Source organism: Thalassospira australica (genome assembly GCF_044790785.1).
Taxonomy (GTDB): domain Bacteria; phylum Pseudomonadota; class Alphaproteobacteria; order Rhodospirillales; family Thalassospiraceae; genus Thalassospira; species Thalassospira australica_A.
Window position 1 is genome coordinate 1,725,584 of record NZ_CP085258.1, and the last position, 19,783, is coordinate 1,745,366.

Annotated in this window: 25 protein-coding genes and 2 tRNA genes; 14 read left to right on the forward strand and 13 right to left on the reverse strand. The window is 57.1% G+C overall.

Features of this window, described 5'->3' with window-relative positions:
- Positions 1-76: 76 nt before the first annotated feature.
- Positions 77-1,453 carry a CoA transferase gene (locus tag LG297_RS08285; RefSeq protein ID WP_404426444.1) on the reverse strand — a complete coding sequence of 459 codons (1,377 nt, stop codon included), beginning with the start codon at positions 1,451-1,453 and terminating at the stop codon, positions 77-79.
- A gap of 100 nt (positions 1,454-1,553) precedes the next feature.
- On the opposite strand from LG297_RS08285, the gene LG297_RS08290 reads away from it, so the two are divergent.
- From LG297_RS08290 to LG297_RS08320, 7 genes are all read left to right on the forward strand, one after another.
- A complete protein-coding gene (locus tag LG297_RS08290; protein WP_404426445.1) occupies positions 1,554-2,699 on the forward strand; it encodes a citrate/2-methylcitrate synthase in 1,146 nt (381 codons plus the stop codon).
- 107 nt (positions 2,700-2,806) lie between these two features.
- Complete coding sequence (locus LG297_RS08295; protein WP_404426446.1) at positions 2,807-2,995, forward strand: DUF3008 family protein; 189 nt, start codon at positions 2,807-2,809, stop codon at positions 2,993-2,995.
- A 135-nt stretch (positions 2,996-3,130) separates the two neighbouring features.
- Positions 3,131-4,288 carry an acetoin utilization protein AcuC gene (locus tag LG297_RS08300; RefSeq protein ID WP_404426937.1) on the forward strand — a complete coding sequence of 386 codons (1,158 nt, stop codon included), beginning with the start codon at positions 3,131-3,133 and terminating at the stop codon, positions 4,286-4,288.
- A complete protein-coding gene (locus tag LG297_RS08305; RefSeq protein WP_404426447.1) occupies positions 4,285-4,731 on the forward strand; it encodes a DUF192 domain-containing protein in 447 nt (148 codons plus the stop codon). The genes LG297_RS08300 and LG297_RS08305 overlap by 4 nt, the downstream gene beginning before the upstream one ends.
- A gap of 182 nt (positions 4,732-4,913) precedes the next feature.
- Positions 4,914-4,990: transfer RNA gene (locus LG297_RS08310), tRNA-Pro, on the forward strand.
- Between the two features lie 127 nt (positions 4,991-5,117).
- Entirely contained in the window at positions 5,118-5,411 is a 294-nt protein-coding gene (locus tag LG297_RS08315; RefSeq protein WP_062951849.1) for an ETC complex I subunit, read from the forward strand.
- Positions 5,412-5,557: 146 nt separating this feature from the next.
- A tRNA-Arg gene (locus LG297_RS08320) sits at positions 5,558-5,634 on the forward strand.
- Positions 5,635-5,637: 3 nt separating this feature from the next.
- On the opposite strand, the gene LG297_RS08325 is transcribed toward LG297_RS08320, so the two are convergent.
- The 7 genes from LG297_RS08325 to hisI form a co-directional block, all read right to left on the reverse strand.
- A complete protein-coding gene (locus tag LG297_RS08325) occupies positions 5,638-6,288 on the reverse strand; it encodes a hypothetical protein (RefSeq protein ID WP_404426448.1) in 651 nt (216 codons plus the stop codon).
- 15 nt (positions 6,289-6,303) lie between these two features.
- A complete protein-coding gene (locus LG297_RS08330) occupies positions 6,304-6,627 on the reverse strand; it encodes a HigA family addiction module antitoxin (protein ID WP_404426449.1) in 324 nt (107 codons plus the stop codon).
- Positions 6,627-6,905: a type II toxin-antitoxin system RelE/ParE family toxin gene (locus LG297_RS08335; RefSeq protein WP_404426450.1), complete on the reverse strand. Its 279-nt coding sequence runs from the start codon at positions 6,903-6,905 to the stop codon at positions 6,627-6,629. The genes LG297_RS08330 and LG297_RS08335 overlap by 1 nt, the downstream gene beginning before the upstream one ends.
- Positions 6,906-7,097: 192 nt before the next feature.
- A complete protein-coding gene (locus LG297_RS08340; RefSeq protein WP_404426451.1) occupies positions 7,098-7,736 on the reverse strand; it encodes a YitT family protein in 639 nt (212 codons plus the stop codon).
- A gap of 227 nt (positions 7,737-7,963) precedes the next feature.
- Entirely contained in the window at positions 7,964-8,794 is an 831-nt protein-coding gene (locus tag LG297_RS08345) for an aldo/keto reductase (protein WP_404426452.1), read from the reverse strand.
- 567 nt (positions 8,795-9,361) lie between these two features.
- The gene (locus LG297_RS08350) at positions 9,362-10,486 is read right to left on the reverse strand and encodes a CobW family GTP-binding protein (protein ID WP_404426453.1); all 1,125 of its coding nucleotides are present in this window, start codon (positions 10,484-10,486) and stop codon (positions 9,362-9,364) included.
- A gap of 7 nt (positions 10,487-10,493) precedes the next feature.
- Positions 10,494-10,904 (reverse strand): phosphoribosyl-AMP cyclohydrolase, encoded by a 411-nt coding sequence (gene hisI, locus LG297_RS08355; RefSeq protein ID WP_404426454.1) that lies wholly within the window; start codon positions 10,902-10,904, stop codon positions 10,494-10,496.
- Between the two features lie 134 nt (positions 10,905-11,038).
- On the opposite strand from hisI, the gene LG297_RS08360 reads away from it, so the two are divergent.
- The 6 genes from LG297_RS08360 (at position 11,039) to LG297_RS08385 (ending at position 14,888) form a co-directional block, all read left to right on the forward strand.
- Positions 11,039-11,515, forward strand: a complete 477-nt coding sequence (locus LG297_RS08360) for a Fur family transcriptional regulator (protein ID WP_404426455.1) — start codon at positions 11,039-11,041, stop codon at positions 11,513-11,515.
- Complete coding sequence (znuC, locus tag LG297_RS08365; protein WP_404426456.1) at positions 11,496-12,353, forward strand: zinc ABC transporter ATP-binding protein ZnuC; 858 nt, start codon at positions 11,496-11,498, stop codon at positions 12,351-12,353. Before LG297_RS08360 ends, znuC begins: the two co-directional genes overlap by 20 nt.
- The gene (locus LG297_RS08370; protein ID WP_404426457.1) at positions 12,338-13,153 is read left to right on the forward strand and encodes an iron chelate uptake ABC transporter family permease subunit; all 816 of its coding nucleotides are present in this window, start codon (positions 12,338-12,340) and stop codon (positions 13,151-13,153) included. Before znuC ends, LG297_RS08370 begins: the two co-directional genes overlap by 16 nt.
- Before the next feature lie 77 nt (positions 13,154-13,230).
- On the forward strand, positions 13,231-14,232 hold the full coding sequence (locus tag LG297_RS08375) for a homoserine dehydrogenase (RefSeq protein ID WP_404426458.1): 1,002 nt from the start codon (positions 13,231-13,233) through the stop codon (positions 14,230-14,232).
- 78 nt (positions 14,233-14,310) lie between these two features.
- Positions 14,311-14,541: a type II toxin-antitoxin system HicA family toxin gene (locus LG297_RS08380; RefSeq protein WP_244205018.1), complete on the forward strand. Its 231-nt coding sequence runs from the start codon at positions 14,311-14,313 to the stop codon at positions 14,539-14,541.
- Positions 14,538-14,888 carry a type II toxin-antitoxin system HicB family antitoxin gene (locus LG297_RS08385; protein ID WP_404426459.1) on the forward strand — a complete coding sequence of 117 codons (351 nt, stop codon included), beginning with the start codon at positions 14,538-14,540 and terminating at the stop codon, positions 14,886-14,888. Before LG297_RS08380 ends, LG297_RS08385 begins: the two co-directional genes overlap by 4 nt.
- Positions 14,889-14,911: 23 nt before the next feature.
- On the opposite strand, the gene metC is transcribed toward LG297_RS08385, so the two are convergent.
- The gene (metC, locus tag LG297_RS08390) at positions 14,912-16,096 is read right to left on the reverse strand and encodes a cystathionine beta-lyase (RefSeq protein ID WP_404426460.1); all 1,185 of its coding nucleotides are present in this window, start codon (positions 16,094-16,096) and stop codon (positions 14,912-14,914) included.
- Positions 16,097-16,320: 224 nt separating this feature from the next.
- On the opposite strand from metC, the gene LG297_RS08395 reads away from it, so the two are divergent.
- Entirely contained in the window at positions 16,321-17,277 is a 957-nt protein-coding gene (locus tag LG297_RS08395) for a threonine/serine dehydratase (RefSeq protein WP_404426461.1), read from the forward strand.
- A gap of 127 nt (positions 17,278-17,404) precedes the next feature.
- Here the strand turns inward: LG297_RS08395 and rpmF are convergent, their stop codons facing one another.
- From rpmF to LG297_RS08415, 4 genes are read right to left on the reverse strand one after another with little or no spacing between them, the layout of a single operon-like run.
- Positions 17,405-17,584 carry a 50S ribosomal protein L32 gene (gene rpmF / locus LG297_RS08400; RefSeq protein WP_062951864.1) on the reverse strand — a complete coding sequence of 60 codons (180 nt, stop codon included), beginning with the start codon at positions 17,582-17,584 and terminating at the stop codon, positions 17,405-17,407.
- Between the two features lie 41 nt (positions 17,585-17,625).
- Positions 17,626-18,300, reverse strand: a complete 675-nt coding sequence (locus LG297_RS08405; RefSeq protein ID WP_404426462.1) for a GNAT family N-acetyltransferase — start codon at positions 18,298-18,300, stop codon at positions 17,626-17,628.
- The gene (locus LG297_RS08410) at positions 18,297-18,854 is read right to left on the reverse strand and encodes a GNAT family N-acetyltransferase (RefSeq protein ID WP_404426463.1); all 558 of its coding nucleotides are present in this window, start codon (positions 18,852-18,854) and stop codon (positions 18,297-18,299) included. The genes LG297_RS08405 and LG297_RS08410 overlap by 4 nt, the downstream gene beginning before the upstream one ends.
- A 19-nt stretch (positions 18,855-18,873) precedes the next feature.
- Positions 18,874-19,731, reverse strand: a complete 858-nt coding sequence (locus LG297_RS08415; protein ID WP_404426464.1) for a sulfurtransferase — start codon at positions 19,729-19,731, stop codon at positions 18,874-18,876.
- Between the last annotated feature and the right edge of the window lie 52 nt (positions 19,732-19,783).

Consider the following 19,783-nt stretch of genomic DNA (forward strand, 5'->3'; position numbering starts at 1 on the left):
TTTCCTGTTGTCGGAAATCCGGTTTGCGGCTGTGTGATTTGCTGTTGCATCCGTCAGGGCTCCGTTTGGAACCGCATCACCAAACCGGATCGGCCGTTCGAAGCTTGCCTGCCGGGTGATCCCAACCATGTGCGACGCCATCAATGGTGGCCGGGAAGCGAACGCGCCGGGCTTTGCCCCAGCTTGTGGTTTCGAGATGCGGGGCGATGTCGTTTTCGGTTTCGGGGGTGATGGTTTGGGGGCGGGTCGGTTGTGCGGTCTGGCAGAGCAGATGGGCGGTGCGGGCCAGTGAGTGGCGGGCGGTGGTGATCTGGCCGGTCTGGCTGCGGAGCAACAGGGCGTGGATGGTGCTTGCCGCCATCAGATAGCCGGTGGCGTGGTCAAGGGCCTGAACGGGAAGGGGCGTTGGTTTTTGCGCATGGGCCTGTTTCATGCCGAAATCGGCGATGCCACAGCTCATTTGTACCAGGCTGTCAAAGCCACGCCGTTTGGCCCACGGGCCGGTCCAGCCGTAGGCGCAGAGTGTGACATCAATCAGGCCGGGATTGATCCGGCGAAGTTCGTCGGCGTCATAGCCAAGACCTGGCAGGGCATCGGGGCGGTAGCCGTGCAGCAGGATATCGGCACCTGCCAGAAGGCTTTCGAATGTTTGGCGATCTTCGGCGGATTTGAGGTCAAGCCCGGCACAGCGTTTGCCAAGGGTGATTTCGGGGATTACCGCGCCCTCGTCCCAATGGGGCGGGTCGATGCGCAGGACATCCGCGCCATAGGCCGCGAGAAACCGCCCGGCGACCGGGCCAGCCAGAACACGGGTCAGGTCAAGCACGCGGATCCCGGCCAAGGGGCGGTCGGGCCGGATAACGTGGCGCGATTTGGCGGATGTGCCGTGATGCTGCCAGCCGATCAGCGGTTCGGCTGCAATTGCAGCCCCCTGCGGGTGGGATTGCCAAGCATCAAGGCTTCGCATGGTAGCCCCACAGCCGCCCGCCGCAAAGATTGCGGTTTCAAGGTCATCGGCCTTCCATCTGGCGACAATCGGGGCAAGGGCTTCGCGGTCGGTGTAATCACCCAGAACCGACAGGGCGGCGGCGCGGTGGTGCGGGGCGTTGGTGTGAAGCCGTATCCAGCCATCGGCGGTTTTATAATCGCCTGCAATCGCGTCCCATACCGGCGGCAGTTCCCAGCCAATCGGGCGGATCGTCATATCAAACCATTTCGATGCCAGCCGTTGATCAATGGTCACGTTTGCCAGATCACCAGTAGCAAGAGCGCGATAGCGCGAGATCATGGCGGCCGCGATGCCCATTGAGGCCGTTGCAAGATCAGTCACGGCAAAGAAGGATGGCAGGGCGTCCGTGCCGGTGATTTCGATGTCGGGCAGGGCATTTGTACCGCCCGGTAGATCAAGGGCATTAGCAATCGGGGTGATGAACGGGTTGGTCATGGCGGTCATGCTGGTTTCTCCTTTTTGACCCGCATGGGTGGCGCGGGGGTGATTGCCAAAGGATCATGCGGGGCTGGACAAATCGTCAATCTTGATCAAGATAATCAATATGAAAAATCTTGATGACCCGATGAAAGAAACGGCGTTTTTCACGCTATCGGCGCAGGAAGTCTGTGCGGCGACCGGCATATCGCGCGATACGCTTTATGCCTATGTCAGCCGCGGGATCGTGCGCGCCATTGCCCATCCCGGCGATGCGCGCAAAAGCCTTTATGACAATCGCGATGTGCGCAAAATCATCGCGGGCAAAAAACGCGGCCGGTCGCGGCAATCGGTGGCGGCATCGACGATTGACTGGGGCGAACCCATTCTGGTGTCGAAAATCACCCGCATTGCCGACGGGCGGTTTTTCTATCGCGGCAAGGATGCAGTGGGGCTTTCGGACAGCATGACGCTGGAGGATGCCGCGCGGCTTCTGGCGGGGTTGCGGGTCGATCAGGATCGGTGTTGCGCGCCCGATTTCATCCCGGCCAACCATGCCGCACCGTTTGACCGGATGATTGCGATGATGGCGGGCGAGGTGACAAACCACCCTGCCGGGGATGGCCGCCCGGTTGCGGCGAAGCTGATGCGGCTTGCGGCATTGGCCGCCGCCGGTATGCGCGATGACGGTGAAAGTCCGATCCATGTGATGCTGGCGCGGGCCTGGTCAAAACGGCCTGAGGCGGTGGATCTGTTGCGCCGGGCACTTGTGCTGTGTGCCGATCATGAATTGAATGCGTCGGCCTATGCGGTGCGGGTGGCAGCATCGGCGGGCGCAAGTGTCCCGGCATCGTTGCTGGCGGGGCTGGCGACTTTATCGGGCACGCGGCATGGCGGGTTAACACCGCGTTGCCGGGCATGGATGGACCGGGTGGAAAAACGCAATATCGATCCGGTACGCGATGGCGTGCCGCCCGGTTTCGGGCACCCGCTTTATCCTGATGGTGATCCGCGCACGCGCGCGATCATGCAATCCTGCGGACAGGTTGGTGATGCGTTCTGGGCGCGGATTGCGGACTGGGTGACGGATGAAACCGGGCAATATCCCAGCCTTGATTTCGGGCTGGCGTTGCTCGAACGCGAGCTTGATCTTCCGAAAGGTGCGGGGCTTGGCATTTTTGCCGTCGGTCGCATGGCAGGCTGGATCGCGCATCTGTTCGAGCAGCGCCAAAGCGGCAAGATCATCCGGCCAAGGGCGGCTGTGGCCGGGTGAGGGGGTGGGGCGGTGCAGCATGCGCCCGCGTTTTTATTGTCTTTTCGGAACACGTGCCGGTCTGGTTTGTTTGATAAACAGGGCAAACGGTAACGAAGGACGATACAATGCCTGCAAAATCGAAATCCCAGCAGAAGGCTGCCGGTCTGGCGCTTTCGGTCAAGCGTGGGGAGACGAAAAAGAGCGAACTGACGGGGGCCGCGCGCGAGATGGAAGAAAGCATGTCCGAGGAGGAGCTTGAGGAACTGGCATCCGGCCAGCGCAAGGGCAAGCCCGAGCACAAGTCGGACAGGTGATTTCCCGGCGGTCAGTTTGCCCGATGGCATGGCGCGGCATTCAGGAAGCGGTTTTTAAGGAAACAGAAAGTGTTCCCCGGGCAGAGTTCCGGGTTCATGCTGTGAACCCGCATTAACCATGTCTGTCTGGTGCCGATGTTATCTGATGATCCCGTCCTGAAGTATCCCGATCAACGGTGCGCAGATATTCGTCCGCGCATGATCGCGGCCGAGATTTATCGCGGGTCGAGTTACGGGCCGAAGCATCCGCTGGCGATCCCGCGGGTATCGCTGGTGGTTGATCTGGTGCATGCGATGGGCTGGGTCGATGGGGATAATTATCTGACCGGGCCGGTGGCGACGCCCGCGCAACTGGCGCGGTTTCATGATCCCGAATATATTGCCGCCGTCGCACAGGCCGAACGCGACCAGATGCTGCCCGAGGAAATGATGGTGCGGTACGGGTTGGGGAAAAACGGCAATCCGATCTATCCGGAAATTTTCCGGCGTCCGGCGACAGCCGCCGGATCATCGATTATGGCGGCGCGACTGATTGCCGATGGCGGGATCATCCATCATCCGGCGGGGGGCACGCATCATGGTTTGCGCGACCGGGCATCGGGTTTCTGTTACTTCAACGACCCGGTTCTGGGCATTCTTGAATTGCTCGATTCGGGGCTGGATCGGGTGCTTTATCTTGATATTGATGCCCATCACGGGGACGGTGTGCAGATTGCCTTTGCCGATAATGACCGTGTTCTGACCGTTTCCATGCATGAGGAAGGGCTTTGGCCGAAAACCGGGCATATCGATGATATTGCGGGGGGAATGGCGCGCAACCTGCCGATGCCAAGCGGCATGCATGACGATGAAATGCGCTATGTCCTGAACGAGTATTTCCTGCCACTTGCGCAGAAGTTTTCACCACAAGCCATTGTTTTACAATGTGGTTGTGATACATTAGCAGAAGATCCATTATCCAGACAGATGCTGGGAAATCAGGCCATTTGGGACGTGGTCGGGGCCATGATCAAAATGGCGCCCGGATGTCTTGTACTGGGGGGCGGAGGATATAATCCTTACGGGGTTGCGCGCTGTTGGTCCGGGGTGTGGGCGGTTGTAAACGAAATCGAAATACCACCTGTGTTATCCGTCACAGCGGAAAATATCCTGCGTGCCATAAAATGGGCACATAGCCGTGGAAAGCAGCCGGACGAAAAAATGCTGACCAGCATTAGAGATCCGTGGCGCGGCGGGGACATACGTGACGAAGTCAGGACACGCGTCCAAAGACTGAAGGGGTATGGGTTATGAAGTCGTTCATTCAAATGGCCTTGGTCGTTTGCTTTGTCAGTGCTGCCGTTGTGGCGGGACTGAATGCAAAGGCGACGGGGTTTGAACGATCGCGCCTGCTGGTGGATGGCAAGGTTTTCAATGTTGAATTGGCGGTTACACCCGATGAACGGTCGCGCGGATTGATGTTCCGCACCGAAATGGCCGAGGATGCCGGGATGCTGTTTGACTTTGGCCGCCCCAGCGACATTTCGATGTGGATGAAGAATACCTTCATCTCGCTTGATATGCTGTTTATCGACCAGAATGGCGTGATCGTCGGGATTGAAAAACGCACCGTGCCGAAATCCGAAACCATCATTCCGGGGCCAAAGCCGGTGCGCTTTGTTCTGGAGCTGAATGGCGGGGCGTCGGATCGCCTTGGTTTCGAGGTTGGTGAGAAGGTCGAGGGGCTGCCGCGCTAGGCGGTTTTGCGAGGGCTTTGTCACCGCCTTGTCATGGCGGCGCAATCAATCAGCAATAGCAAGGCCGCAGATGATCTCTGCGGCCTTTGGTTTTTGGCCTGCATTTTATTTCCGATCCGGGCAAAAAACGCATAATGCGGTCTTGCCCGTGCGGAATTATGGTGCTAAATCCACATCCGCGTCGGGGAGTAGCGCAGTCTGGTAGCGTACCTGCTTTGGGAGCAGGGGGTCGCGAGTTCGAATCTCGCCTTCCCGACCATTTTTCCCTTTTGTCATACGGACACGTTTTCATGTGTTGGCAAAAGGTGTAAAAGATGAAGAGACAGCGGGTGTTAGAGAGCCCCGCGATGTTATCATCTTATCCGACGGTCAAGACGAGGGTCCCGATGAAGGTCCGTGTTTACAAACCTGCCAAAAACGCCATGCAGTCCGGTCGTGCGGCGACCAAACACTGGGTGATGGAATTTGAACCGGGTGCAAAGAAGGTTGCCGATCAGCTTATGGGCTGGATCGGTTCGACCGATACCCGTGGCCAGGTGCGCATGTATTTCGATACCCTTGAAGAAGCACAGGCATTTGCCGCCCGTCACAAGCTGATTGCCGATATCGAACAGCCGAAATCGCGCGTCCGCCGGGTGCAGGCCTATGCCGATAACTTCGCGTTCAAGCGCGTCGTCTGATCCTTCGGCCAGCAAGGCGGTCGATCACCATTATCGGGGCGGTTTCCGCCCCGTTCGTCTGACAGAAGACGTTAAAGACTGAAATGATTATCATGCCGGGCAGGCGTCCAATGCTTTGCCCCGGGGCACCAACCGGCCCCCACAGCGGTCCCTTAGCTCAACTGGATAGAGCAACAGACTTCTAATCTGTAGGTTGCAGGTTCGAGTCCTGCAGGGATCGCCATTTTTATATGCTTGAGGGCAACGTTAGATGTTTGCCGAGTGCCTCTCGCAAGGCTTTTTCCGTTCCATGCTTATTGAACCATTCGTCCAGACTTTCAAGCCGTTGGCAATAGTGATTGATTCTTTTTTCTATGGCCGGAGTACGATCTGGTCGAGAAATATATCGGTTATATTTAAGGCTAGTGATTTCATAATCGTCGCATTTTTGAACTAGTTCTTTCAGGTATTCGAACGCGGACGACGGAAAGATAAAGTCTGCTGTTGAGATCAGCCGCTGGGCCTTGTTTCGAATTTCCTTGTCTGTCGTAATTTCGAACCGAATATAAAGTAGGTACTGCCGAGCTGCATGAAATGTTTCAACGCGCTTGTCGTGAAGCGATACCGAATAATTAGCCCTTGATACAATTTTTTGATGTTGTGAGTATTTCCATTGCAGGGCGCAAAGTGCAGCGGTGAATATTGCTATTGCGATTGTTGATGCCACCATCGGGGAGTCGATTTTATCTTCGTATTCCAAAATAGAATACACTGCTACTCCCGCGAACATTCCTAATACGAAGCCAAATAAAATCAGAAGGTTTGTGTTTGATGATTCATTTTTGTGTTTATCTACATCTTTCATGATTTTATGCCGTCTAATTTCATTGTCGCTCATATGAGCCCCAGGAATTTAGCTCGCAGCCCGTTCCGGCGGATACACCGTTTGCGGTTGCCAGTCGGCTTCGGCCTGTTCGCCGTCCCAGGCATCAACCGATGCCTGAAGGTTCACCCAGAACAGGGTGGTGGTGCCAAGGGTTTTGGCGATGCGGGCGGCCAGCGGGGCATCAATACGGGCATGGCCGTTGATGATACGGCTCAGGTGTTTTTCGCTGATTTCGACATCATCGGCGAAATTCTTTTGCAGGATTTTACGGGGCACAAGGTAATGTTCGCGCAGGATCACGCCCGGATGGGTCGGGCGGCGATTGCGGCGAAGCGGTCGGGGTGCGTTCATCAGTGATAATCCTCCAGATCAAGGATCACGATATCCTTGCCGTCCCATGTAAAGGTGATGCGCCAGTTTCCCGAAACACTCATGGCATATTGCCCGGCACGATTGCCGATCAGCGGATGAAATTTCCGAACCCCCATGCAGTCGGCGAGATCGGCGATGCCATCAAGATGATCAAGGATCAGCAGGGCATTTTTCTGGAAACGTTTGTCAACATAACGCGACCGTCCGTTTTCAAACAGTTCGCGCAGGCCCCTGTGCTTGATATCCCTGATCGGCAACGGGGTTCCTTCCGAACGGTTTGCGCATCACAAGATGACCAAAATGGTAAACTCGCCAATCATTCCTGTCCAGATTAATTTACCAGAATGGTAAATTAGGATGTGGGGAAGTTATATCCGTCTGGTGGTTGCGCCCGCTGATCCAGCGGCCTTTCGGCGGCGCAAATATCAGTAAGGTGGCGTTTGGACGGGTCATCGCGCGGCGAGGTAGCGGCCCGGGCGGTGGTTAAGTGCTATGATCAGGTTGAGCACGACCGCGCCGAGGATCGAGAGCAGGACCTTGTCAAACGGCAGGGTCAGGAAGGCGCAGGCGAGGATGACCAGATCGATGGCGAGCTGGAAATAACCCGCGCGGATGCCAAAATGTTCTTGCAGATACAGGGCGAGGATATTGATCCCGCCGAGCCCCGCGCGATGGCGAAACAGCATCAGAAGGCCGATCCCCATCAATGCACCCCCGGCAATCGCGGCGAAGATCGGGTTGAGCATCGAGAAATCGATCCACATCGGCATCAGTTTTGAAAATACCGAGACAAGCCCGACCGCGATGAAGGTCTTGATCGTGAAAGCAAGCCCCATGCGTTTAAACGCCAGTCCGTAAAACGGCAGATTGATCGCAAAGAAGATCACGCCAAAGCCGATGCCGGTGGCATGTTCGATCAGAAGGGCCGCCCCCGCCGTGCTGCCGGTGACGAGCACGCTTTCGCTATAGAGCATCACACCGAGCGACACGACCATGGTGCCGAGCAGAAGGGCCAGCACATCCTCGTACAGGCGATGGCCGAGATCGGGTTTGGTGGTTTCGGCTGTGTTGGTTGTGGTGCTGGTCATGAAGCGATCACGGGCCCAAGGATTGAATAGACTGTCAAATTACGCTTTTCGCATGTGCGAAACAAGCCGGGGGTGGTGACCGGGGGAAATTCGGCGGTTTTTGGCGGGGCGGGGGGATTTAACGCAAAAGACCGGCCTGTCGGGGGCCGGTCTTGGTGGTTTTGTTCTTTTCCGCTGTCTGGATTCCCGCTTTCGCGGGAATGACGGGGGTGGGCGGTGCCGCTGGTTCAGGCGGCCTGATCCCATTTCGGGGCGAATTCCGGATCGATCAGGCGGCCATCGGGCCGGGCGAGTTCGTGGATATCGGCCATGTCGGCGTCCGACAGCTCGAAATCAAAGATGTCGAAATTGGCCTTGGCATTTTTGGGCGAGCCCGATTTGGGGATCGCCATCACGCCATCCTGTTGCAGCAGCCAGCGCAGGGTGACCTGTGCCGGTGATTTGCCATAGGATTTGGCGATTGCGGCCAGCGTTTCGTCATTCATCACCTTGGCGCGTGCCAGCGGGCAATAGGCCGTCAGCAGCATGTCATGACTGCGCAGGCAATCAAGCACCTTGGACTGGTCAAGATAGGGGTGATATTCGACCTGATTGACCGCAAGGGGAAAATCGCTGTGGCCGACGGCGCGTTCGATCAGGGCGGTCGGGAAGTTGGAAATCCCGATCAGGCGCGTCATGCCGAGGTTTTTGACCTCGTTGAGTGCTGCGATGGTTTCGCGCAGCGGGATTTCATCATTGGGCCAATGGAGCAGCAAAAGATCGACATGATCAAGGTCAAGCTTGCGCAGGCTTTCGACCACGGAGGTTTGCAGATCGCCGCTTTGGAAATTGTCGGGCCAGATTTTGGTGGTGAGGAAATAATCATCGCGCGCAAGGCCGGATGATTTCAGGCCGCGACCGACCCCTTCCTCGTTATGATACATCTGGGCGGTGTCAAAATGGCGATAGCCGATTTTGGCGGCTTCGGCGACCATGTATTCGGCGGCTGCGTTATCGAGCTCGTATGTTCCCAACCCGAGGGCCGGAATTTCTGTACCCTGCCAGTTCCGGAAAATCATGATGTTCTACCCCCTTCGATTTGATTTGTTTGATTGTTTTGAGAGCTGTCACAAAGATAAGTCGTTGTTTGTGCCAAATTTAGTGCAGTGCAGCGGCATCGCAACCTGTACGGTTGGATGATTGAGGCTCTCTTTCGGTTTGGCGAGGGGATAGAATGCCGGTGAAAAACGGCAAGAAAAAGGGCGACCGCAATTAATGGGCCGCCCAAAGTTCAGGACTGAGGGTGCGGACTCGTTAATCTGACCGGAATGGCAGCCGTTATAATTGCGAGATACAAGGAAAAACCCGCAGAGCGGGATGCACCCCCGGTCAAGGGATTTGACGCAGGAGCTCGCAATTATAACGGTTGTCCTTCGGATCGCCCGGATTTGCACGGGCTGCTTTGTCGCAAAATCTTGAAAGATATATATCTTCCTGCGATTTCGCTTCGCGCATCCGCACAAATCCGGGCGACCATTTCGATCAGATTAACGAGGCCGCACCCTGGAGTGAGGCTGTATCAAGCCAAGATCAATTTCGTCCAATTGCCGGTTGAATGCCTTGATATGGCTCAAATGCCGAAAAAATCAGGATTTTTCGGCGGTTTCCGAGACGGCGGCATTCAGGTGATAGAGGGAATCGCGGATCACCTGTGGCCCGAGATCCCTGGTGATGAAGACGATTTTTGATCGGTGATCGTCATCGGGCCAGGCCGGCAGGGTGGCGGGCGGATGAAAAACATGCTGCACGGCATGGATCGCAACCGGGTTGCTTTCGCCCACAAGGTTCAGGATGCCCTTCACACGCAGAAGGCTTTCGCCGCGCATCTGGGTGAAGATTTCCGCCCAGGTGACAAACGCGTCCCAATGCAGCGGTTCGTCAAAGGTGATGCAGAAGGACCGGATATGGTCGTCATGCCGGTTGACGTCTTGTGCATGGGCGTGGTGGTGGTGATCATGGCCGTGGTGGTCATGCGCGTGATCATGCCCGTGACCATGATCCTGATGATCGTCGCCGTGCTGCTCATAGGCCTCGTCACGCAGCCATTTCTGCACATCCATGCTTTTGGTGGCCGGGTCATACAGCCCGGCATTGAACAGCTTGGCCGGGTCAATATCGCCCATGGTGACGGCATGGATCGGGGCGGCGGGGTTAAGCTGGCGCAGGCGGGATTCAAGGGATGTCCGTGTTTCAACGTCGGCCAGATCGGATTTGGTGATCAGGATGCGGTCGGCGACGGCGGCCTGTTTGACGCTTTCGGGATGGTCATCAAGCTGCCCCGCGCCATGCAGGGCATCGACGGTGGTGACAACGCTATCAAGGCGGAATTTCGCGGTTAGCAGCGGATCGGTCATCAGGGTGTGCAGGATCGGGGCGGGGTCGGCAAGACCGGTGGTTTCAATGATCACCCGGTCGAATTCCGGGACCTCGCCACGGGTGCGTTTGACAAACAGATCACGCAGACCGGAAATCAGATCACCGCGCACCGAACAGCAGATGCAGCCGGAATTCAGCAATACGACATCCTCGGACACTTCGCGCACCAGAAGGTGATCAAGGCCGATTTCGCCGAATTCATTGATCAGAACGGCGGTCTTTGCCATGCCATCCTGTGCCAGAAGGGCGTTGAGCAGGGTTGTCTTGCCACTGCCAAGGAAGCCCGTGATGACGGTGGTGGCAACGCGGTCAAACTGTTCGTCGGAAATCGCCATGTGATGCTTACTTTTTGCCGTAAAGGTCTTCGACGGCGATTTCGGGTTGGGAAATCACCACTTCCTCGCCATCGCGGGCGGCGAAATAGAAACAGTTGCGACGCCCGGTGTGGCAGGCGACGCCAAGCTGATCGACCTGTACCAGAACCGTGTCCTGATCGCAGTCATAGCGGAAATCGATCAGTTTCTGTACCTGGCCGGAGCTTTCGCCCTTGCGCCAGAGCTTGCCGCGCGAGCGCGAGTAATAGCACACCCGGCCGGTTTCAAGCGTTTCGATCACCGCATCGCGGTTCATCCAGGCCATCATCAGGACCTCGCCGGTGTCATGCTGCTGGGCGATTGCCGGGATCAGGCCGCTTTCATTAAATTTCAGTTTGTCGGCAATATTTGCGTTGGCGGCTTTTGTGGTCTCGGACATCGAAAGCTCCGGTCGATGGTTGTTGACTTTTCGCGGCAGTGGCGTCAAGAAATGATATATTATAACATATCACCCTGTGCCATGGCTTTTTGCAGATTAATGCAAATCGCCCGGCGTGACTTCGGATGTGCGACATGACCGATCTTTTCCCGAAAAAGGGCCACGATCACGACAGATGTATCGATAGCGCAATCGCGCAGGCAGAGAAAGTCTGCGAGGCGGAAAATGCGCGTTTTACCGATATGCGCCGAAAGGTGTTCAGCCTGATCTGGCAATCGCACAAGGCGGTGACGGCCTATGAACTGCTGGATGCGCTGCAATCCGAAGGGCAGCGGGTGCAACCGCCCACGGTTTATCGGGCGCTGGAATTCCTGACCGATCTTGGGCTGGTGCATCGTATTGAGTCGCTTAATGCCTATTTCGGCTGTGACCGGCCCGATTGTGACCATCTGGGGCAGTATTTCATCTGTACGAAATGCGGCCGGGTGGCCGAGGCGGTGGATGAGGATATGAGCATTGCGGTGCGCAAGGCATCCAGACAGGTCGGATTCAAGATCGAAGCCACAACTGTTGAAATCAAGGGCCTGTGCCATGACTGCACCACTCATTGAGGGGCGGGGGCTGATCCTTTCATTTGGCAATGAACGGGTGCTTGATAACGTCACATTGTCGATCAATGCGGGCGAGATCATGACCCTGATCGGGCCGAACGGGGCGGGCAAATCAACATTGGTCAAGACGCTTTTGGGCTTGCAGCGCGCCGATCACGGGGAGGTCGTGCGCAAGTCGGGCCTTCGTATCGGCTATGTGCCGCAAAAGCTTGCGATTGATCAGGTTCTGCCGATGACGGTCAAAAGGTTCCTGACGCTGACCCGTTCTGCATCGCGCAGCGATTGCCAGAAGGTTCTGGAACAGGTCGGTGCCAGCCAGGTGATCGATACTCAGATGAGCAGCCTTTCGGGGGGCGAGACGCAGCGCGTGATGCTGGCGCGGACCCTGTTGCTGCGCCCGGAATTGCTGGTGCTTGACGAGCCGACCCAGGGGGTGGATGTGACCGGGCAGGCGGAACTTTACCGCCTGATCGATGATATCCGGGCGGAGCTTAATTGTGCGGTTCTGATGATTTCGCATGATCTGCATCTGGTGATGGCGAAAACCGATCAGGTGGTTTGCTTTAACCGGCATGTCTGTTGTTCCGGCATTCCTGAAACCGTGCGCCAGCATCCTGAATACCGGTCGCTGTTTGGCGACCGGGCGGCGGATGCGATTGGCATTTATACCCATGCGCACGACCACGAACATGACCTTGCCGGGCATGTTGTCGATGGCGGGCATGATCATGGTCATGATCATGGGCAGGGCCATGTCCACGGGCCGGGGTGCGCGCATGGACATCATCATCATGAAGAAGAAATCGACGAAAAAGATCGGATATGGCGACCGCAATGATGGATGATTTTCTGACCCGTGCGGTGATCGGCGGGATTTTGCTGGCATTTGTCTGTGGGCCGTTCGGGGCGTTTATCGTCTGGCGGCGGATGGCGTTTTTTGGCGATACGCTGGCGCATTCGGCGTTGCTGGGTGTGGCGTTGGGGCTTTTGATGGGGGTGGATGTCCGGATCGGGATGATTGCCACCTGTCTTGCGGCGGCTCTGATCCTTGCCATCGGGCAACGGCAAAGCCGCCTTGGCAGTGATACGGTTCTGGGGATGCTTGCACATTCGACACTGGCCCTTGGCATGGTCGCCCTTGCCTTTGTGCAGGGGATTGCGGTTGACCTGATGGCTTATCTGTTTGGCGATATCCTGGCGGTTAATGTCAGTGATATCTGGCTTCTGGGGCTGGGCGGTGGATTGGCTCTTCTGGTGCTGGTCTGGATGTGGCGGCCGTTGCTCGCACTGACCGTCAGCCCGGAAATTGCGGCGGCCGAAAGCATCCCGGTCGAGCGGCTGCGTCTGGTGTTCATGTTGCTGATGGCACTTGTGATCGGCATGGCGATCAAAATTGTCGGGGTTCTTCTGATCACGGCCCTTTTGATCGTGCCGGCCGCCAGTGCGCGGTTTTTTGCCAGAACGCCCGAACAGATGGCAATCGGTGCGGCCCTGTTCGGGGCGGCATCGGTTATGGCCGGGATCAGCCTGTCATGGCATGTCGATAGCCCGGCGGGGCCCAGCATCGTGATTTCGGCGGCGGGGTTGTTCCTGCTGGTCGGGATGGCATCGCCGGTGATCAAGCATTTCCGGGGATAAGCCGGTATCGGTAATGTCTGGATTACGCGCAAGGCAGGCGAAAACGCGCTGTCAGATATGAAACAAGGACGGACAATATGCGGGTGATCAAGGTTGCGATTGCGGGTTTGGGGGGCGTTGGGCGCGCCACGGCAAATCTGCTTTTGGCACGGCGGGCGCATTACCGCAGCCTTTATGGTGCCGATGTTCGTCTGGTGGCGGTGTGCGGATCGCGTTCGGGCCTGTTTGATGCAAACGGGCTTAGCGCCGATCAGTTTGATGCGCTGGAGCCGGGCCTGAGCGGGCCGGACTTTATCGGCACGTCCGGGGCGGATGTCCTGATTGAAGCCGGGCCGAGTGATTTTCGCACCGGGGGGCCGGGGCTTGCCTATATTCATTCGGCCTTGTCAGCCGGGCGAGACACGATAGTGATTTCGAAGGGCGCACTGGTTCATAGTGGGCGGGAATTGCGCGATCTGGCAAAGGCATCGGGGGCGATTTTAAAGCTTAGCGGCGCAAGTGCCGCGGCCCTGCCGACCATTGATTTGGTTGAACATAGCCTGAGCGGATGCCGTATTTTGAGCGTCGAAGGCATTTTGAATGCCACGACCAATTTCCTTCTGGATGCGATGATGTCGCAAGGCGTTGGTTTTGACGCAGCGTTGAAAGAGGCGCAAAAAGGCGGTTTTGCCGAAGCCGATACGCGCAATGATACCGAAGGCTGGGACACGGCGTGCAAGCTGTTGCTTTTTGCCAATTTCGGTCTGGGGGCGGAGCTTGTGATGGATGACCTTGTTGTCGAGGGCATTCATGGCGTTACCCCGGACAGGATTGATGCGTGGCGGGCGCAGGGCCTTGTCCCGAAACTTGTCGGCAGTCTGGAATGTGCGGAGGATGGGACCATTTCTGCGCGTGTCGGTGTCAGGGCTTATCCCCATACGGACCCTCTGGCGCAGGTCAGCGGCAAGAACAAGGCGATCCGTATCACCACCGATGCGATGGGCGAGACAATCGCAATCGGCTGCGGTGAAGAGCCGCTGGCGACAGCCGCCGCGGCCCTGAAAGATTTCGAGCATATCCTGAAAGCCAGAGTGGCCTGATCTGATATCACATTATGATTGCGCTTTTCGATTTTGCTATCATATAATGATAGCATGCAGGGCAAGCACAGAAAAACCTTGATTGCAGTTTTTACCAATCCGGTATCCGCCAGTATTGAATGGCGGGCAATCGAGGCTTTGCTGAAAGCCACTGGTGCAAATGTGATTGAAGGCAGCGGATCGCGGGTCCGGTTTGAAAAGGATGGTGAAATCGCCACTTTCCATCGACCGCATCCGGCCAAAGAAGCCAAGCGGTATCAGGTGCGCGATGCGCGTGATTTTCTGATCCGCACAGGAGTAACGCCATGAATGCAATGACTTACAAAGGTTATATGGCGCGCGTCGAATTCGATTCCGATGACGAGATTTTCGTCGGCCATATTGCCGGTATTCGGGACCGTGTCGGATTTCATGCCGATACGGTTGCGGATTTGAAGGAAGCCTTTTACGAGGCGGTAGACGACTATCTTGATACTTGTGCCAAGATGGGCAAGACGCCGCAAAAACCTTATTCCGGCAAGATGATGCTGCGGGTTAGTCCCGATATTCACCGGAAGGCAGCGATTGCTGCAGAGCTGGCGGGTAAAAGCCTTAACCAGTGGAGCGAGGAAATCATCGAAAAGGCGGTCAAACGCCAGGAGCCTTCGACCGCCTGATATTCGTTCCGGGCTGAGAAAACTCAGGCCATTTTCAGCCGCGCAAACCCGGCTTCCAGATCGGCGATCAGGTCGTCGGTGTCTTCAAGGCCGATATGAAGGCGGATCAGTTGGCCGTCTTCGTCCCATTTGGTCGCGGTGCGGATGTTTTTCGGATCAGACGGCAGGATCAGGCTTTCGAAGCCGCCCCAGCTAAATCCCATGCCAAACAGATCCATGTGATCGACCATATTGGCAAGCTGCGCCTTTGTGACCGGTTTCAGGATAAAGGAAAACAGGCCCGATGCGCCGATGAAGTCGCGTTTCCAGATGGCGTGGCCCGGATCGTCGGGCAGGGCCGGATGCAGGACGCGTTTGACCTCGGGCCGGGTTTGCAGCCATTGGGCGACCTTAAGGCCGCTTTCATGATGCTGGCGCAGGCGCACACCAAGGGTGCGAAGCCCGCGTTGTGCGAGATAGCAATCATCGGGGCCAACCGCGTCACCCGATATGATGATCTGTTTCTTGATGGTCAGAAGGTCTTCTTCGGTTGCGGTGGTAATGGTGCCGAGCATGACATCGGAATGGCCGACGATGTATTTCGTGCCGGCCTGTATCGATACATCAACCCCCATGTCAAACGGGCGGCACAGCATCGGCGATGCCCAGGTGTTATCAAGCAAGACCTTGACCCCGCGTGCGTGTGCTGCGGCCGAAATCGCCGGGATATCCTGCATTTCAAAGGTCAGAGAGCCGGGGCTTTCGCACCAGACGAGGGCGGTATTGTCGCGAATGAGCCCCGCGATATCACCGCCGATGGTCGGATCGTAATATTCGGTTTCAACGCCAAAGCGTTTGAGAAACGTGTTGCACAGATTGCGTGTCGGGTAATAGGTGCTGTCGGTCACCAGAATATGATCGCCCGGTTTGACAAAGGCCAGGATCGCATTGGTGATCGCCGCCACACCGGACGATACGCACAGGGTGCCAAAGCCGCCTTCAAGTTCGGCAACCGCCTCTTCAAGCAGGAAGCGTGTCGGGGTGCCGTGCCGCCCGTAAGTCACCTTGCCCGGTGCGGATGCCCCGGCCTTTTCAAGATCGGCCAGGGTTTCAAACAGAATGGTCGAGGCATGCAGAACCGGCGGGTTGACCACACCGTGATATTCACTGGAACGGCGACCGGCATGGACCAGTTTTGTCGCGGGCTTTTGCGGGCGGTTATCTGACATGGGTGGCTTTTCTCCTTGGATGCGCCGGGGGTGAAGGCGCGCGGGGCCTTGAATTTGTTCTATAACTCAAAGCATTTCAGATCACCGGGTTCAAGGTTTTTTCACTGCAAAGAGTTGTGAAACCGGTATTCCGGGTTATTTCAAGCCTTATGCCTCGCGTCCGGTTCCGGGCCGCGTTACAACAGATAAAACCCGTTTAGACCACCCGACTTGCAGGAGGCCCCGTGCTCGAACTTCAGGATTTTCGCGCCGCGCGTCGCGCCATTTCCGATCACATGCGCCTGACGCCGGTATTTGCCGCCGGTATTTATAGCGACAAGTCGGTTTTCCCCGACCGGGATCGCATTCCGGACCTGTATCTGAAGCTTGAAAACATGCAGATATCAGGCTCGTTCAAGGCGCGTGGCGCAATGAATGCCGCCCTTGCCCTTGATGAAGACAAACGCGCCGTGGGGCTTTGTACTGCATCGGGCGGCAATCATGGCATGGGGGTGATCAATGCTGCCCGTGTGCTGGGGGTTCCGGTCAAAATCTTTTTGCCGACCAATACGCCAAAGCCCAAGGTCGAAAAGCTGCGCAAGCAGGGCGTTGATGTGGCCCTGATCGGGGCGGTCTGGGACGATGCCAACCGGGCAGCCATGGATCATGCGCGTGAAAGCGGCATGGCCTATATCCATCCCTTTGCCGATCCGAAGGTGATTGCAGGGCAGGGCACGATTGCGCTTGAGATGCTTGAACAGCAGGCCGACCTTGATACGCTGGTGGTGGCGATTGGCGGCGGCGGGCTTATTTCAGGGGTGGCGACGGCGGCCAAGCTTTTGCGGCCCTCGATCCGGGTGATCGGTGTCGAGCCGACAGGTGCCCCGACATTGTTCGAGAGCCTCAAGAATAACGAGGTCGCGACATTGCCAAGTGTGAATACGGCGGCAACCAGCCTGGCACCGCGTCAGTCGTCGGCATTGAATGTCGATCTGATTGGCCGGAATGTTGATCGGATCGTTCTGGTCAGTGACGATGAAATGCGCGATGCGGCGCGCTGGCTGTGGCGGGAGATGGGAATTGCGGTGGAGCTTTCGGCGGCGGCCGGGATTGCCGCGGTGCTGACCGACCGACTGGGCGTCGATAATCCCGGCAAGATCGGGATTGTGATTTGCGGTACCGGATCGGACGGAATGGCGTGATCAAATAAAAAAGGACGAAACCGCTGGGCTTCGTCCTTTTTTAAACCAAACGCCATCCGAAAAACGGATGGCGCGGAAACTTTTAGCGTCGTAAACCGCCAAAGAGCCAAAGCTCTCCGGTGCGGAATTACATCTTCGGCTCGACCACCTGACGACCACGGTACATACCGGTGTTCAGGTCAATGTGGTGCGGGCGATGCAGTTCGCCGGTTTCTTTGTCTTCGCGGTACGAGCCCTTGGCGAGCTTGTCATGCGAGCGACGCATGCCCTGACGGGACTTGGTCACTTTTTTCTTTGGCACTGCCATGGGTCATCATCCTCTGGCTTGGGTAAACTCAGGCGCGCTTGTTAACGTGCGCGCTCGGGAAAGTCAACGATCAAAGTGCCGGAATTTTCATTTTCCTGCGACCTTTCGGCATTTTTGCCGTTGCCCGGACCGCCATCATGATCAACATGATGGTCGATGGCCGGGATCAGGCCGGTATCACGCGGATCGTCAACAATATCTGTTCGCTGGTCGTATACACCAAAGCCTGCCTTCTGGTAAGCCCCCAAAGCACTTGGATGATCCAGCGAACATGTATTGACTGTTATGCGTTGCGGTTTAAGGCCCCAGGCGGTGTCAATCGCCCAGTTCAGCAGGTATTTGCCATAGCCCTTGCCGATGAAATCGGGGATCAGGCCCATATAATGCAGGTCGATCACGCCGGTTTCTTCGAGATCGGTCAGGTCAAGTTCGGCAAATCCGGCCGGGACGCCGGCGACATAAAGCACGTAAACATGGGTTTCGGGTTTTGCCAGGATTTCGGCAAGCTCGTCATCGCCCATCAGGCGGCGCAACCACCAAAGCCACGGTTCGCCGACCGTATTATAAAGGTAGCGGTAAAAGGACAGGGTGGGGTTTTCGGCGCGCACGATGGCGACCTTGCCCGGCGGGATGGTTGCCGCAGGGCGATCTGGCGGATCAAGCATTTCAAGGAAGGTAATGACGACTTCCAGCTTGCGCGGGTTGGATGCACTCATGACTTCAGCCTTTTTCGCATAACCACGAAATCGTTAACGATTTCAGATGTTTGCGGTTTGGTGTGTGGGGCGGTTTCGATAATTTCATAGCCGAATTTGCGATAAAAATCATGCACTGCCGGGTCTGTGACCGTGACCTTGTTTGCGACAAGGCCGGTGGCGGCAAGGATATCCTCGGCCAGTGCCAGAAGACCCGATCCAAGGCCGGTGCCCCGGGCATCGTGCGATACGGCAAGATAGTGAACCCAGCCGCTTTCACCGTCATGACCGGCCATGACAGTGCCGATGATTGTAGCGTCTTTTGCCGTTCGTGCCAAAATCACGCTGCCGCGCCCGGAATTCAGGCAGTCTGCGATATCGCGACCGGCATCGTGGCCTGGTCTGGTCAACCCGCATTTCTGCCAAAGTTCGCCGATGGCGGCGATGTCCTGCGCGGTCGGGGATTGCAGTCTTTCAAGAAAAACGCCCGGTTCGTCGTTCCTGTCACTTTTGCCGACCGCGTTGTTTCTGGCGGCATCGGTTTGGGACAGGGTGGTGGCACCGGGCGTTTTCATATCTGTTGTTGCGCGCGCGTCACGCCGGCCCTTTGTTGACCGGGCTTCCCTCCGTGCTGGCCCATTCGGCCCAGGAACCGTCATAGACCGCGACTTCCTTTTTCCCGGCGATATAGGCACCAAGTGCGAGGACGCAGGCGGTCACGCCCGAGCCGCAGGATGCGACGACCGATTTATCCAGATTGACACCGGCATCATGGAAGGCGGTGCGAATGGCATCGGCGTCCTTGAAGGTGCAGTCAGCATTCAGAAGCTTATCAAACGGCAGGTTGTAGGAACCCGGCACGTGGCCTGCCTTGCCCCACGGTTCATCGGCGTCGCCGGTGAAGCGGTCGGTCGCGCGGGCATCGACCAGCTGTTCGCGTTTGCTTTTGACGTTTGCCAGCACCTGATCATATTCGCGCAAAAGGAAGCTGTTGGCGCGCGCGGTGAAATGGCGTTCGCGCGGCGGGGTTGGTGCGTCGGTCACCGGGCGCTTTTCCGCCAGCCATTTTGGCAGGCTGCCATCAAGCACGGCAACATCGTGATGCCCGAAATGGCGCAGCATCCACCATGCCCGGCAGGCGGCAAGGGCCGATCCTGTCTGGCCGTAAACCACGATGCGCACACCGTCGCCAAGGCCAAGTTTGCGGACCTTGGCGGAAAATTTGATCGCGTCGGGCATCATGTGGGGAAGCGGCGCGCTATCATCGGCGGCGATTTCATCGATATCAAAGAATACCGCGCCCGGAATGTGTTGCGCGTTATAAATCTCGCGCGCGTTCTTGTTCTGGGCGGGCATGTACCAGCTGGCATCGACGACGCGAACGTCGGGTGCATCAAGGTGATCCGCAAGCCACTGGGTGGAAACCAGTGCGTCGGAAGTTGGGTTGGTCATCAAAGAGACTCCGGTTTGCAATGGTGGGTATTGCGCGATCCGGGGCGTTTCC

Excerpts from the sequence above, each read along its gene's own strand:
- LG297_RS08285 (WP_404426444.1), bottom strand. The coding sequence starts at position 1,453 with ATGACCGCCATGACCAACCCGTTCATCACCCCGATTGCTAATGCCCTT.
- LG297_RS08290 (WP_404426445.1), top strand. The coding sequence starts at position 1,554 with ATGAAAAATCTTGATGACCCGATGAAAGAAACGGCGTTTTTCACGCTA.
- LG297_RS08295 (WP_404426446.1), top strand. The coding sequence starts at position 2,807 with ATGCCTGCAAAATCGAAATCCCAGCAGAAGGCTGCCGGTCTGGCGCTT.
- LG297_RS08300 (WP_404426937.1), top strand. The coding sequence starts at position 3,131 with ATGTTATCTGATGATCCCGTCCTGAAGTATCCCGATCAACGGTGCGCA.
- LG297_RS08305 (WP_404426447.1), top strand. The coding sequence starts at position 4,285 with ATGAAGTCGTTCATTCAAATGGCCTTGGTCGTTTGCTTTGTCAGTGCT.
- LG297_RS08315 (WP_062951849.1), top strand. The coding sequence starts at position 5,118 with ATGAAGGTCCGTGTTTACAAACCTGCCAAAAACGCCATGCAGTCCGGT.
- LG297_RS08325 (WP_404426448.1), bottom strand. The coding sequence starts at position 6,288 with ATGAGCGACAATGAAATTAGACGGCATAAAATCATGAAAGATGTAGAT.
- LG297_RS08330 (WP_404426449.1), bottom strand. The coding sequence starts at position 6,627 with ATGAACGCACCCCGACCGCTTCGCCGCAATCGCCGCCCGACCCATCCG.
- LG297_RS08340 (WP_404426451.1), bottom strand. The coding sequence starts at position 7,736 with ATGACCAGCACCACAACCAACACAGCCGAAACCACCAAACCCGATCTC.
- LG297_RS08345 (WP_404426452.1), bottom strand. The coding sequence starts at position 8,794 with ATGATTTTCCGGAACTGGCAGGGTACAGAAATTCCGGCCCTCGGGTTG.
- LG297_RS08350 (WP_404426453.1), bottom strand. The coding sequence starts at position 10,486 with ATGGCGATTTCCGACGAACAGTTTGACCGCGTTGCCACCACCGTCATC.
- hisI (WP_404426454.1), bottom strand. The coding sequence starts at position 10,904 with ATGTCCGAGACCACAAAAGCCGCCAACGCAAATATTGCCGACAAACTG.
- LG297_RS08360 (WP_404426455.1), top strand. The coding sequence starts at position 11,039 with ATGACCGATCTTTTCCCGAAAAAGGGCCACGATCACGACAGATGTATC.
- znuC (WP_404426456.1), top strand. The coding sequence starts at position 11,496 with ATGACTGCACCACTCATTGAGGGGCGGGGGCTGATCCTTTCATTTGGC.
- LG297_RS08370 (WP_404426457.1), top strand. The coding sequence starts at position 12,338 with ATGGCGACCGCAATGATGGATGATTTTCTGACCCGTGCGGTGATCGGC.
- LG297_RS08375 (WP_404426458.1), top strand. The coding sequence starts at position 13,231 with ATGCGGGTGATCAAGGTTGCGATTGCGGGTTTGGGGGGCGTTGGGCGC.
- LG297_RS08385 (WP_404426459.1), top strand. The coding sequence starts at position 14,538 with ATGAATGCAATGACTTACAAAGGTTATATGGCGCGCGTCGAATTCGAT.
- metC (WP_404426460.1), bottom strand. The coding sequence starts at position 16,096 with ATGTCAGATAACCGCCCGCAAAAGCCCGCGACAAAACTGGTCCATGCC.
- rpmF (WP_062951864.1), bottom strand. The coding sequence starts at position 17,584 with ATGGCAGTGCCAAAGAAAAAAGTGACCAAGTCCCGTCAGGGCATGCGT.
- LG297_RS08405 (WP_404426462.1), bottom strand. The coding sequence starts at position 18,300 with ATGAGTGCATCCAACCCGCGCAAGCTGGAAGTCGTCATTACCTTCCTT.
- LG297_RS08410 (WP_404426463.1), bottom strand. The coding sequence starts at position 18,854 with ATGAAAACGCCCGGTGCCACCACCCTGTCCCAAACCGATGCCGCCAGA.
- LG297_RS08415 (WP_404426464.1), bottom strand. The coding sequence starts at position 19,731 with ATGACCAACCCAACTTCCGACGCACTGGTTTCCACCCAGTGGCTTGCG.